The sequence below is a fragment of the Methylophilus sp. 42 genome, assembly GCF_000384155.1.
Taxonomy (GTDB): Bacteria; Pseudomonadota; Gammaproteobacteria; order Burkholderiales; family Methylophilaceae; genus Methylophilus.
Map to the genome: position 1 here is coordinate 1867092 of NZ_KB913031.1, position 14758 is coordinate 1881849.

6 protein-coding genes are annotated in these 14758 nt (G+C 48.4%); all 6 read right to left on the reverse strand.

The window, feature by feature from the left end:
• The coding region (locus tag MET42_RS14390; RefSeq protein WP_019882598.1) for a retention module-containing protein at positions 1-6164 on the reverse strand (6164 nt) is incomplete at its 3' end.
• A 246-nt stretch (positions 6165-6410) separates the two neighbouring features.
• The gene (locus MET42_RS0109070) at positions 6411-8216 is read right to left on the reverse strand and encodes a TolC family outer membrane protein (protein WP_019882599.1); all 1806 of its coding nucleotides are present in this window, start codon (positions 8214-8216) and stop codon (positions 6411-6413) included.
• 217 nt (positions 8217-8433) lie between these two features.
• Entirely contained in the window at positions 8434-9111 is a 678-nt protein-coding gene (locus tag MET42_RS0109075) for a response regulator transcription factor (protein ID WP_019882600.1), read from the reverse strand.
• A gap of 5 nt (positions 9112-9116) precedes the next feature.
• The gene (locus tag MET42_RS0109080; protein ID WP_019882601.1) at positions 9117-10529 is read right to left on the reverse strand and encodes an HlyD family type I secretion periplasmic adaptor subunit; all 1413 of its coding nucleotides are present in this window, start codon (positions 10527-10529) and stop codon (positions 9117-9119) included.
• A 4-nt stretch (positions 10530-10533) separates the two neighbouring features.
• Positions 10534-12678 (reverse strand): type I secretion system permease/ATPase, encoded by a 2145-nt coding sequence (locus tag MET42_RS0109085; protein WP_019882602.1) that lies wholly within the window; start codon positions 12676-12678, stop codon positions 10534-10536.
• Positions 12679-12815: 137 nt separating this feature from the next.
• On the reverse strand, positions 12816-14744 hold the full coding sequence (locus MET42_RS0109090; protein WP_019882603.1) for an EAL domain-containing protein: 1929 nt from the start codon (positions 14742-14744) through the stop codon (positions 12816-12818).
• Positions 14745-14758 lie beyond the last annotated feature (14 nt).

Genomic DNA, 14758 nt, shown 5'->3' on the forward strand with positions numbered 1-14758 from the left:
TTGTGCAAACCTTTGGTAATGTCAGTCGTCGGCGTAAATGTCCACTTACCATCTTTATCAGCAACAGCAGTACCTACTTTGGTGGAACCATCGTAGATAGTCACTGTACTACCCGCTTCCGCCTTACCGGTTAAGGTTGGCGTTGCATCATCAGCCACACCGCCATTTCCGACATTGCCTTTCACTGCACCAAAGTCATCATAGATGTTATCGATGGTTGGTTTGTTCGGCGCAATGACATCCACTACATAAGTCAGCTGCGTGGTGGCTACACCAATATTGCCAGCGGTATCTGTTGTAGTCACTTTAGCATCAATAGTTTTGTCTGCGTCGGCAACCAATTCTGAACCAGGCACACTCACAGTAAAGCCTAATTTGCCGTCAGGACGGGTAATCACTGTTGTGTTGTAATCTTTACCGTTGATGGTCACAACCACTGGGTCACCCAGTTTGGCCTCACCACCGACAGTACCAGTGACAGGCTGATTTACACCTGGTTGAGACTCGGCAATATTGATAATGCCATCGCCACCAAAGTTAGCATCCAAAGCGATTGTCGCTACTGGCGGCGTCAGATCCAGGCTGTATGTCAATTGGGTAGACTGGCTCGCTGTGTTACCAGCGTTGTCAGTCACAGTCACTTTCGCATCAATCGTCTTGTCAGCATCAGCAGCCAGCTCATTACCAGCCACATTGACACTGAAGCCCAGTTTGCCGTCAGGACGGGTAATCACTGTTGTGTTGTAGTCTTTACCGTTGATGGTCACAACTACAGGGTCACCCAGTTTGGCGTCGCCGCCAACTGTACCCGTTACTGGCGTAATGGAAGTCGCTTTCGCTTCTTCAATGTTGATGATGCCATCACCACCGAAGTTGGCGTCAAGCGCGATCGTTGCAACTGGCGGTGTCAGATCCACGGTATACGTCAGTTGTGTCGATTGACTCAGACTATTGCCAGCATTGTCACTTACTGTCACTTTCGCATCGATAGTCTTGTCTGGGTCAGCAGCCAGTTCATTACCAGCGACATTCACACTGAAACCCAATTTACCATCAGGACGGGTAATAGCAGTTGTGTTGTAATCTTTACCATTGATGGTGACGACTACCGGATCACCTGCTTTAGCATCCCCACCAACGGTACCAGTCACCGCAATAGTTGAGGTCGCTTTAGCTTCTTCGATATTAATAATACCGTCGCCAGCAAAGTTTGCATCCAAGGCAATTGTTGCAAACAAGTTTGGATTCACTGCCAGTTTATAGTCTTGTGTATCAGTTGCTGTCGCACTGTTACCAGCAGCATTCGTTGTTGTTACACTCGCAAATATTGTGCTGTCGGAATCCGCAGCCAAGTCTGCGCCAGGCACATTAATTGAGAACTTACCGCCAGCTTGCACTGTGCCGGTGAAGTCCTTGTTGTTGATCGTCACAGTCACAACATCACCGACTTTAAACTGGCCACTTACGGTACCAGTCACTGGAATCGCAGTGGCAGTAGACTCAGCCACGTTCACAATGCCATCACCAGCTACGTTCGCATCCAGGCTGATCGCCAATGCTGGTGGTAACAGGTTTACTGTGTAGGTCTGAGTATCCGTTGCTGTCGCACTGTTACCTGCCGCATTGGTGGTTGTGACGCTGGCGAATACCGTTGCATCAGGATCTGCTGCCAAATCTGCACCAGGCACATTGATTGAGAAAGTACCGTCCGTCGCAACTGCACCAGTAAAGTCTTTACCGTTAATCGTAACCGTCACAATGTCGCCAGTTTTGAACTGGCCACTCACAGTACCAGTCACTGGGATTGCAGCCGCTGTAGATTCAGCTACATTCACAATGCCGTCACCTGCAACGTTCGCATCCAGACTGATTGCAACTGCTGGTGGCAATACGTTCACGGTGTATGTTTGTGTATCGGTCGCTGTCGCGCTGTTGCCTGCTGCGTTTGTCGTTGTCACGCTGGCAAATACGGTGCTGTCTGAGTCAGCAGCCAAGTCGGCACCAGGCACATTGATTGAGAAGGTACCATTTGCAGCAACCGCACCAGTAAAGTCTTTACCGTTAATCGTCACCGTTACAATGTCGCCAGTTTTAAATTGGCCGCTCACTGTACCAGTTACTGGGATTGCAGCTGCTGTAGATTCAGCAACATTCACAATGCCATCGCCAGCAACGTTTGCATCCAGGCTGATTGCAACTGCTGGCGGCAATACGTTTACAGTATAGGTCTGTGTATCCGTTGCGGTCGCACTGTTACCTGCTGCGTTTGTCGTTGTCACGCTGGCAAATACGGTGCTATCTGAGTCAGCCGCCAAGTCGGCACCAGGCACATTGATTGAGAAAGTACCATCTGTCGCAACAGCACCGGTAAAGTCTTTACCGTTTATAGTGATTGTTACGATATCGCCAGTTTTGAACTGGCCACTCACGGTACCAGTCACTGGAATCGCTGCCGCTGTAGATTCAGCTGCGTTCACAATGCCGTCACCTGCAACGTTCGCATCCAGACTGATTGCAACTGCTGGCGGCAATACGTTCACAGTATAGGTCTGTGTATCCGTTGCGGTCGCACTATTACCTGCTGCGTTTGTCGTTGTCACGCTCGCAAAGATCGTACTATCTGAGTCAGCAGCCAAGTCTGCACCAGGGACATCAATTGAGAACTTACCACCAGCTTGCACTGTGCCAGTGAAGTCCTTGTTGTTGATCGTCACAGTCACGACATCACCGACTTTGAATTGACCACTCACTGTACCAGTCACTGGAATCGCTGCTGTTGTAGACTCCGCTGCATTCACAATGCCGTCACCAGCAACGTTTGCATCCAGGCTGATCGCCAAAGCTGGTGGCAACAGGTTTACTGTGTAAGTCTGTGTATCCGTGGCGGTCGCACTGTTACCTGCCGTATTGGTGGTTGTGACGCTGGCAAATACCGTGCTGTCTGCATCAGCAGCCAAATCGGCACCAGGCACATTGATTGAGAAAGTACCATCTGTCGCAACTGCGCCAGTAAAGTCTTTACCATTAATCGTAACCGTCACAATGTCGCCAGTTTTGAACTGGCCACTTACGGTACCAGTCACTGGAATCGCAGTGGCAGTAGACTCAGCCACGTTCACAATGCCATCACCAGCTACATTCGCATCCAGGCTGATCGCCAGCGCTGGTGGCAATACGTTCACAGTGTAGGTCTGTGTATCAGTCGCTGTCGCATTGTTACCAGCAGCATTAGTCGTTGTCACGCTGGCAAATACTGTACTGTCAGAGTCTGCAGCCAAATCTGCACCAGGAACATTAATTGAGAATTTACCGCCAGCTTGCACTGTACCAGTGAAGTCTTTGTTGTTGACTGTCACAGTGACTACATCACCCACTTTAAAATCACCACTGACTGTACCAGTCACTGGAATCGCTGCCGCTGTAGATTCAGCTGCGTTCACAATGCCGTCACCTGCAACGTTCGCATCCAGACTAATCGCCAATGCTGGTGGCAACAGATTAACTGTGTACGTCTGGGTATCGGTCGCCGTTGTTGTGTTACCGGCAATATCTGATGTAGTGACGCGCGCATCAATCGTTTTGTCCGCATCAGCGGCCAAATCGGCACCTGGCACATTAATTGAGAATGTACCTGTAGCAGTCACAGCGCCAGTAAAGTCTTTACCGTTTACAGTGATTGTGACGATATCGCCAGTTTTAAACTGACCACTCACGGTACCAGTCACTGGGATTGCAGCCGCTGTAGATTCAGCGACGTTCACAATGCCATCACCTGCCACGTTGGCATCCAGGCTAATAAATAGAGCTGGTGGAACAGTATCTATCGTAAAGTTCAGTGGCGTAGATGGATCGCTGGTATTGCCAGCTGGATCGGTCGCTGTCACAGTGATACTGTGTGAGCCGTCAACCAATGGTGTTGTTGGTGTGAATGTCCAGGTACCGTCAGCCTGAACAAGCGCTGTACCGAGCTTGGTGCCATTATCGTAAATGGTGATCGTGTCGCCAGGATTACCATTTGAACCACGAATTTCAGGTTTGTTATCGTCAATTGAAGAGTTATTCGCGATCACCCCTTGAATCGTACCAACGTCATCATAGCCTTCAAATGCTGGTGTATTAGGCGCAACCGTATCAACAGTGAAATTCAGTGGTGTCGATGGATCACTGGTATTGCCTGCTGGATCGGTCGCTGTCACAGTAATGCTGTGTGAGCCATCAACCAATGGTGTTGTTGGTGTGAATGTCCAAGTGCCGTCAGGCTGAACAAGGGCAGTACCGAGCTTGGTACCATTATCGTAGATCGTGATGGTGTCGCCAGGGTTGCCATTGGAACCACGAATCTCAGGCTTGTTATCATCGATGGTTGAATTATTAACGATCACACCTTGGGTTGGGCCAACATCATCAACGCCTTCAAACGCTGGAGTATTTGGTGCAACCGTATCGATTGTGAAACCAAGTGGTGCAGATGGATCACTAGTGTTACCAGCCGGATCAGTTGCAGTCACTGTAATGCTGTGTAAACCATCAACCAACGGTGTTGTCGGTGTGAATGTCCATTTACCATCCGGCTGAACAAGCGCTGTACCAAGCTTGGTTCCATTGTCGTAAATGGTGATTGTGTCACCAGGATTGCCATTGGAACCACGAATCTCAGGCTTGTTATCATCGATGGTTGAATTATTAACGATCACACCTTGGGTTGGGCCAACATCGTCAACGCCTTCAAATGCTGGGGTGTTAGGTGCAACTGTATCAACAGTAAAGTTCAGTGGTGTTGATGGGTTGCTGGTATTGCCAGCCGGATCAGTCGCTGTCACTGTAATGCTATGCGAGCCATCTACCAATGGTGTTGTTGGTGTGAATGTCCATGTGCCGTCTGGCTGAACAACAGTTGTACCAAGTTTAGTGCCGTTATCGTAAATGGTGATCGTGTCGCCAGGATTACCATTTGAACCACGAATTTCAGGTTTATTATCATCAATCGTTGAGTTGTTGACGATCACACCCTGGGTCGGACCGACATCATCCACGCCCTCAAACGCTGGTGTATTTGGTGCAGTTAAATCAATTATTGCAGAATCACTACCAGGTTTTGATTCGTTTTTGGCAGCATCCACAATGGTAGAAGTCACAGTTACAGTAGCGCCATCTGGCTGCGCCGGCACCGTTGTTGTAATAAAGCCATTGGCTTTGTCTGTTGCGGCAATCACAACTTGCTTAACAGTACCATCATTAGACTTAACGACAACGATATCACCTACATCCACCAAACTTGGTGTGAATGAAACCTTCACATCGATATCACCATTTAATTCTGCACGATTAATGAAGTGGTCATTATTCGCATCCTCTGTAATCTCAACGACAGGCGACTCACCACCATTGGGAGGAGTTGTATCAATAATCGCAGAGTCTGAACTAGAAGGTGAGGTTTGGCCGGACTGATTGGTAATGCTTGCCGTCACCGTAAGCGTTGAGCCTTCAGCAGGAACTGGTACTTGTAGTTCAACAAAGCCAGCTGCAATATTAGCTGCGGATAATGCAATGCTGATCGTGCCACCATTATGCACAACATTTAACGTATCACCTGGCTCAAGACCAGCTGGCAAGGTTACCGTTGCTTTAGTCGTTGTCGCATTACCCAATTCGCCAGCATTCAAATAGCCGTCATTATCTGCATCATCTGACAATGTAATCACAGGCGCACCACTTGCAGGGCTCAGATAAACATAATTAGGGGCAATACCACCAGCTGTAGCCACACCACCTGCACCAGTACCGCCATCATAGTTGGCGCCACCGGCATTTTGTGTCTGGATTCTGTCCAGGTTCACAAAGCTGGCATTACCATCACTACCGGCCTCACCTGCAGCCGGGCTGTCCAATACTTCGGTGATATCACGGCCTTCATTTAACGCGGTCAACACCGCATCAAAAACCGTTTGATTCACAGCATTCTCAGAGACATCAGAAACATCAACCTGGGCTAAATTGTCTGTAATCTTAACTGTTTGTGCTTCAGCAAAATTCACGGTTTCACCATTAGCCAATTTCACGGCAACTGCCGCACCAGAGGCAGTGATGACTTTGTCACCGGCATGAAGCACTTCGCCGACTTTCAACATATGGCGATTGCCACTGGCATCAACTACGATAGCCATACCCTGAATATTTGTAACAGTTCCGATTACTGTAGCCATTTTGATCCTCACTTAAGATTGAGACAATTCTGATAGTGTCGTATTAGACGCCAATCCAAAACAGAAATCTATTGTACTAAAGTACAATGCCTGGACCAGCCTTAGAGGCCATTATGCTTGCCAACCAACGCTAGCAGATATAAAAAAAGCGGTGCCTATTTGGCACCGCTTTTTTACACCCCCGACACGCGGGAGCTAAGCTCAATATTACTGAGCGACAGACTGGAATCGAATGACCTCAACGCGACGGTTGGCATCATTACCACTCACAGGGTCATTTTCAGCGATCGGTTGCGAGAAACCGTAGCCTTTGACTGCAATGCGCTGCGCATCCATGCCTTTTTTCACTAAGTAATCAGCAACCGCCTTAGCACGCTTCTCTGACAACAGCAGGTTGTACTTCTCTTTCGAAGTATTACGCTTGTCGGTATGACCTGCAATTTCAACCTTGTCATTACCCCACTCTTTAACCACGTCATACACGATATCCAGATCCGCATAAGACTCTGGCAAGATGATGGCGCTATTTGCTTGGAACAAGATGCGAGGCGTGAACTTCATGGTCGCTTTTTCTTGTGCTTTAGGCTTAAAGGCTTCACCTTCCCAAGGTTTGGCATTGGCTAACAATGCTGCCTTATCTGGTACAACCTGCGTAGGCGCAACAGCCTTACACACATTCTCGCGATCCATGTACTCTTCACGTGGATACTCACCCACGTCAGCACGCGTCACACCCAGCTTGCTCAACAACAAACCTTGACCAGCATAGGTTCTGGCGTAAGCAGTACTGAGGTCCATTTCCGCATTGGTAAAGTTACGGCGTGACTGGAAGTATTCATTCTCCGTATCCAACAAGTCAAGCAAGGTACGTTGACCGATATCATATTGCTTACGATAGGCCAGGCGTGCATTCTCGATGGAGTCCTGATGTTGCTTGCGATACGCTACTTGCTCACTCAACTGCTTGATATTGTTGTAAGCGATAGCAACTAACTGACGTGTATCAATACACGCTTTATCGCGCAAATCATGTGAGCGATTTAAAGTTTGTACGGCAGAATCCAGATTAGATTTATCTGTGAATCCATTAAAAATATTCCAGCTGGCAGTGACTTCCAACGTATCTGCAGCTAACGTACTGTTTCTACTTGCGTCATTCACATCCAAAACTTTGCGGCCCTGCAAGTCCAGACGCGGCATGAATGGTGCTTTTTTGCCTGAAACGGATTTTTCTACTGCAATGATATTCTCAATGGCTGCAAGGATATTTGGGTTTTGCTTGTAAGCTGCATCCAACACCTGATCTGCGCTACCAGCCAAGCCATCACCTGTCAGCATGACTTCGTTTACGGTCTCTGGCGGCAACTCACCCACCAGACGCTGGAAACGGGCAGACACATCATATAGGTTTGTGGTTTCAGTCAGCAGGTTTGCTTCAGCCAAGGCCAAACGACCAGTCGCCTGCTCCAAATCCACCTTCTTACCTACACCGGCATCCACGCGTGATTTGATTTTGTCAAAAACCTGCTTATGCACCACAAAGTTATCTTGTGCATAAGACACCAGACGGCGATAGCGCAACAAATCAAAATAAGCGGTTGCCGTATCCAGCGCCACGCCTTGCATTTGACCCTGCAGCTCATAGAAGCGAGATTTGGCCACATGATCCAGGCGGCCAACTTCAGACGGGGTTGCCAGACCATCAAAAATCATTTGACGCAAGGTCAAGGTGGATTGCTGATTGGGCGTAAAAGTGTTATTAACGTTTGGTGTCAGGCGCTCTTGGTTTCTGAACGTTTGATCCACCGTCAAATTTGGCAGGTATCGACCTTTGGCGGCAGATTCATCGAACTCTGCTGCTTTGAATGCATGAAAGGTGGCTTGAACTTCCGGGTTCTCGGAGACAGCCTTTTCAATTATTTTCTCTAAAGTCTCTGGGCTAGCAGCTAATACCAAAGACGAGTAAGAAAATACCCCCATCAATAGTGCCGAGGCGATTTTTTTTAGTTTCATGTGCAGACTCTTAACAAGTTATAAAGATTCATCCAGAACCAGTATAACCACGGAATTGTGTCGGCACAAGGGCATATGGCCTATCCAAGTACGCACTTAGATAGGCTTTTAGTGAAAAATGTCATATATTTCACAGGTAAGACAGCAAAAATTTTGAAAAAATCTGATTAAATTCATTAATTTACAAAAATAAACATATATTAAAAATATTAATCAATCATGAGTTTAAATGTAATTTATTCAAAGAATCTTTTTGCACATTATCATCATGGGAGAAGTGTCCCTGCGCTGATTTACCTTGCAACACCAATGCCAAGTGCAAACGATCACGCACTTTTAAGGTGTCGAATACCGACGTCAGGTGTGCTTTGACTGTACGCTCGGAAATAGACAGCGTACGTGCAATTTCTTTATTGCTATTACCTCTGGCCGCCTCAAGCGCAACTTCACGCTCGCGCTTGGTCAAGCCCTCTAAAATTTCTTCCGTGGCATCGGGCTGCGGATTACCCCGTGTCGTTAGCGTGATCAGATGCTTAAGTACATCCCTGCCTAACCAGACCCCGCCATGTGAAACAACACTGTAAACTTCTTGCAGCACGTGCTGATGCGCATAAGCGTGCAAATAGCCTACGGCACCTAACTCTAGGGCCTGCATGGCTTCAGCCTGTTCCGGGTTATTTGATAACACGATCACTTTGGCCGAGGGCAAGAAGGTTAATATCTGCTGTACGTGCTTACGCCACTGCTGACCTTGTTCAATTTGCGCATGTACCCAGATGATAGAAGCCCCCGCAACATCTGCTGACACAACATCAGCGATAGTCGTTAACTGCGGAAAAGCCTTGAGCCAGGATTCTACGGATTGTTTTAATGTAGTGATAAATATATGCTTCATAGTAATTAGCGCTCGGTTAGTGCGTAAGATTTAGCTTTTAACACTGGTTTTAATAAGTAGGACAGCACTGTTTTCTTGCCGGTCAAAATATCAACCTGTGCCACCATGCCCGGAATAATCGGCAAGTGGTCGCCCAGAGTATTCTGGTCTGTTCTTACCTTAACGACATAATATGCATTACCTTTATCGTCTATGGTGGAATCTGCTGCAATATCTTGCACCGAGCCATCCAAACTGCCATAAATGGTGTAATCATAGGCCGTCAGCTTGATCACCGCAGGCTGTTGCGGGCGAATAAACGCAATATCTTTGGTTTGTACTTTAGCCTCAATCACCAGCGCATCATCTGAAGGTACCACCTCCATGACTTCTTTTCCTGGCTGAATCACGCCACCGACGGTGTTGTAATAAAGCTTGCTGACTTTGCCGTTGACCGGTGAGGTCAATGTCGATTGTTTCACTTTATCGGAAAGCGCAAGGCTGGATTGCGTCAGGCTATTGATTTTTGCTGTGGTTTCGTTCAAGTCGGTACGCACCTTGCTCATGAAAGACTGCTGCGCTTCTGATACTTTACGACGCGCTTCTGAAATAGCCGCCGTCAAGCGCCCCATCTGCGCCGATGCCTGGTCGATATCGCCTTTGGCACGGTTAGCATCACGTTCCAGCCTCAATATCTCGATTTCTGAAACCGCACCACTATTTAATAATGGTCGATTGGCAGCCAGCTCTTTACTGGTCGAATCATAGGTCTTAATAGCAACCTCTTTTTTAAACTGCACTTCTGACAGTTCGCGTTCACGTTGCGACAACTGGTCCCTGGCGATATTAATCTGTGAGTTCAGTTCGTCCCTGCCTGCATTAAACAGTTGCAACTCTTGCAAGTAGGTATCAGGCGTTTTTTGCTGTACTTCGCTAGGCGGGTTAAAACTGCCACCATTCGCCAGTGCCTTCAGGCGTGCCTCTTTGGCCTTGAGTGACAAATACTGGCTTTCGTTCTCTTTTAACGATGAAATGGCCCGCGTTTCATCAATTTTAATCAAGGGCTGACCACGCTTAACAGTATCGCCTAGCTGCACCATGATATCGACCACAATACCGCCATCCAAAGACTGCACCACCTGAATCTGGCGGGATGGAATCACACGACCTTCACCACGCGTCACCTCGTCGACCTTGGCCACACTGGCCCAGATAAGTAACACCAGCAGAATCGCTAAAATGCCGTACATAATCAATTTGGCATGCAACATGGTATCTTCTATCATCACATCATGTGCTTGCTCGGACCATGTGCGTGCTTCAGCAGTCTCGGTTTTAATGACCTTGTCTACCAGCGCATGCACAGGCTTGCCGAGGCGCACCCAGATACTGTCTGGCTTGGTGACTTCACCTAATTGATCGAATATTTTTTTTGCCATATTGTTATCTCGCCTTACCCACTTTGCCGGCGCGCAGCGCAGCAGTGACGTCCTCTTTATTACCATCTGCGACCACTTGACCAGAATCAATCACAATCAAACGCTCTGCCAGCTCTAACATGGCGTTACGGTGACTGATCACAACCATGGTTTTATCGGCAGTGGCTTCGGCGATGTTACGTTTTACAGTTTCCTCACCGGAGTGATCCATGGCACTGGTCGGTTCATCCAGCAATACAATTTGCGGCTGCGTCACAAACGCACGCGCAATGCCCACGCCCTGACGTTGCCCCCCAGACAAAGTATCCCCGCGCTCGCCAACTTCCAGATCAAAGCCCTTCGGATGCGCATTCACAAACTCGGCAATACCGCCCACTTGTGCCGCCTGTAACACAGAGCGATCGTCAGCATGCGGATGGCGCAAAGTAATATTTTCACGTAACGAGCCATAAAACAAATGGTTATCTTGTTGCACGTAGCCAATGCTGCGGCGCAATTCCGCCGGGTCAATTTGCCGCGCATCAATACCATCAATCAGAATCGCGCCCTCAGTCGGCTGATACAAACCAAGAATCAGTTTGTTAATCGTCGTTTTGCCTGAACCCATGCGACCAATCAGGCCAACGTGCTCACCAGGACGAATCCTGAAAGAAATCCGGTTCAGGGCCAGCTCATCAGAGCCAGGATATTTAAAGGAAACATTCTTAAACTCGATTTCGCCCTTGAATGCCGGGCGAGACAAGAAGTTAACCCCTTTATTACGTTCCACCGGTTTACCCATCACTTCATCCAGTGACTTCAGGGAGGTCGCCGCCGTGTGATACTGCGTAAACAGGCCTGCGATTTGCGAAATAGGCGCCAAGCCACGGCTGGTCAACTGTGAGCAGGCAATCAAGCCACCCATGGTTAAATCGCCATTCGAGATCAAATACACGCCTAAAATCACAATGGCAACGCTAATAATCTGTTGCAAGGCATAGGTGCCATTGGTAATAGAAGATGACAGCAGTTTGAGTTTGCTACCCACCTCAGACAGGAACAGCGCGCTTTTCTCCCACTTGCCCTGCATCTGGCCCTCAACCCCCATAGACTTGACGGTTTCCAGCCCAACCAGGCTTTCAATCAAGGTCGCATTGCGCTGGGCGCTGGCACGGTACATGGTTTCTGAAAGATCATGCATCTTGGTTTGCACGCTCAGCGAGTAAATCAACACAATGGCGCCACCAATCAATGCGGGCAACACCATATATGGACTAATCCATGCAATCACGATCAGGAAAATAATGCCGAATGGCAGGTCAATCAATGTCACTACCGTGGCCGAGGTAATAAAATCACGCACACTTTCAAACGAGCGTAGATTAGAAGCAAATGAACCGACCGAAGTTGGCTTGGCTTCATAGCGTGTGCCCAATACCTTTTCCATAATCTGTGCACTGAGCTTGACGTCAATACGGGCGCTGGCCCAGTCCAGAAAATAGGCGCGCATAGAGCGTAGTAGCAAATCGCCCAGGACAATCAACGCGACACCGATACCCAAAACCCACAAGGTTTCTACCGCTTTGTTAGGTACCACCCTGTCATACACGTTCATGGTAAACAGCGGCATGGCCAAGGCAAAAATATTGATCAGCAATGCAGCGACCATCACATCGCGATAAATCCCTTTGTTTTCGGCCAATGTACCCCAGAACCAGTGGCGGACTTGCACCCGGCCCACTTCTGGCGTACGTGCATCAAACATAAAGGTTTGCTTGGTAATTAAGGCATAGCCAGTATATTCGGCAGCCAGATCAGCCAGACTCATGGTCACGGCATCGGGCGACAAGTCTGGAAACACTACTTGCGCGAAATGCTGGCTTTCATCGATTTTGATCAGTTGGCAAGCGCGGTGATTATTCAGCAGCAAGGTGACATCGGCCTGCGGTTGCAGCAGTGTCGCAATCGCTCCCTGCTTCACCACCACCTCCAGCCGCAAACGTTCAGCCGAGCGTTTGAACAACTCCGGATTAAGCTTGCCCCCTTCCAGCGGCAAACCGGAAGTTAAAGCATCACGCGTTGTGGCTAGTCGATTATGGCGACAAATATAAAGGAGACACTCCAGCAGAGCGTCTTTTGCGGTTTGATTAAAATATGGCGTCGTTTCCATGGCAGATGACTTATTATTATCCTTATCCGAGTTAAACCAGTGACTGATTTACCGACTGTTGATTGTATGGGGTGTTAAGCCATGTCAAAACGATGAGTATATGGCATAACACCCCGAAATTACAAAAATTGACACTTTCACAGCGCACCAAACTGTAAGTTTTCCTGTACGAAGGGGCCAGTCACCGCCTCAATACCAATGGAATTCAAACTATCCAGCTCTTCCTGGCCCTGCACACCCTCTGCAATTGGCACAATCCCCATCGTGCGCACCATCATGCATAAACCGCGCATGAGTGATTGCTGCTGTGGCCGCAAATGAATGTCGCGAATCAGTGACGCATCAAACTTGATGTAATCCAAGCCAAGTTCATGCAAATCACCCAATTGCGCCAGGCGGGTTGATACATGCTCCATGCCGACCATGCAACCCAGGGATTTCGCCAGGTGCACAAATTCCTTAAATTTCACAAAGTCGCTAAATGCAGCCTCTTCCGAGACTTCAAAGCTTAATCGTGCTGGCGTTGTGATGCTGAGCATCAGGGATTGCAATTTATCCTTATATTCGTCGCTGCGCATGGCAGCTGCTGAGACATTCACACTGAGGCTGGCATTATTTTTCGTCAGCATATCGACAGCGTATTCCAGCGCCAACCCATCCAGTGTTTTAATCATATCAAGCTGGCTAGCCCAATCAATAAATGCGCCTGCAGCCAGCCATTGATCCCCTTCATCAATATGCAAACGCAGCGGGCACTCGTAGTGATACAGTTGCTGATCGCGCTGCATGACCGGGTAGCAGGCCAGTTTGATCTGTTTTTGCTCAATGGCTTGCAAGAATTGCTCTTTCCATTGATTGAGGTAATTTTTTCTCGACGTGACAATACTGTTGGCATTCATCACCCGCATCGGCGTTGCTGCCTGATCTTCAGCCAAGTCTAGAATAAACTGCATCACACGATGAATATCGACAAAGTCATCGCCTTTTTTAGTTTTGGTATGTGTGACCACAAACTGGAACTGCAATAGCTGTTGTGCCGCATTCAGTTTTTCCAGCACCAGTTTCAGCTCAGTCGTGACGGCAAAATCATCCAATGGCTGGCGACTGAAAATACCGAACACGCCACCAGCCAGGCGGCCACACACCACATCCTGGTAATGGTCCATCTGTTGCTGTATGGCATCCCCCACCTTTTTAATCAACTGGTTGGTCATGCTGTAACCCAATTGCTTATCAATGTCAGGCAAGTTGCGTAGTTGCACCAGAATCAACACGCCTTCGACAAACCCTTCATGCTTGAGGGCGACCGAAGCCGTATTGGTAAAATGTGACTGATTCATCAAGCCAGTCACTTCATCGTAGTTAATTTGCTGATTAAAGGTATTCAGGCGTTCAGATTCTGCCGTGACCATGGATTTAACACGGTCAGACAGCGTATTCATGGTGCGCACCAGCTTCTGGAACTCTTCTGTCGCTGGCTCTTCGATGGTGATGTACTTGCGTTCGCCCAAGGCCTCGGCTTGTGCAATCACTTCGTCCAGCGGCCTCAGGATTTTCTTCAAGGAGAAACCAGAAACCACATAGCTCAGCAGCGCAACGATCAATGTCCACAACACAGCATGACGTGAGGTTTCCCATAGTTGGTCATAGGCCAGTGACGGTTCGCTCTCCAGCTCCAGGGTGCCATATTGTTGCCAGCCGGACTGGATATTGGCCACGCCAGGCTGGATATTGACAGAAAACACCGACTGGAACCAGGCAGGTGCGATGGAGTGCGGATGGCGGTTCACCCGCTCGATCATCAGCTTGTTGTCCGGCGAAATAATGGCAATGCGGCGATAGTGCCCCATATCAAACTGGGCGCTGATAATCAGCTCTACCGTGACATTGTCTTTCTGGATATTGGAAAGCGTAATCGCCAGCCCGTTGGCGTTATCGTTATTTTTCTTTTGCAGTTGCTCAGCCATGTAACGGTGATCGTCATAGACACCCAAAAACAGGCATCCTGCCGCCACCATTAAAATAATGACAGAAATCGCAATGCGTATTTGTTTTACCAAAGACATTTGAAAGCCCTCTT

What these genes read in the sequence shown, in the direction of transcription:
- MET42_RS0109090 (WP_019882603.1), bottom strand. Translation starts at nt 14,744, where the DNA reads ATGTCTTTGGTAAAACAAATACGCATTGCGATTTCTGTCATTATTTTA.
- MET42_RS0109070 (WP_019882599.1), bottom strand. Translation starts at nt 8,216, where the DNA reads ATGAAACTAAAAAAAATCGCCTCGGCACTATTGATGGGGGTATTTTCT.
- MET42_RS0109080 (WP_019882601.1), bottom strand. Translation starts at nt 10,529, where the DNA reads ATGGCAAAAAAAATATTCGATCAATTAGGTGAAGTCACCAAGCCAGAC.
- MET42_RS0109085 (WP_019882602.1), bottom strand. Translation starts at nt 12,678, where the DNA reads ATGGAAACGACGCCATATTTTAATCAAACCGCAAAAGACGCTCTGCTG.
- MET42_RS0109075 (WP_019882600.1), bottom strand. Translation starts at nt 9,111, where the DNA reads ATGAAGCATATATTTATCACTACATTAAAACAATCCGTAGAATCCTGG.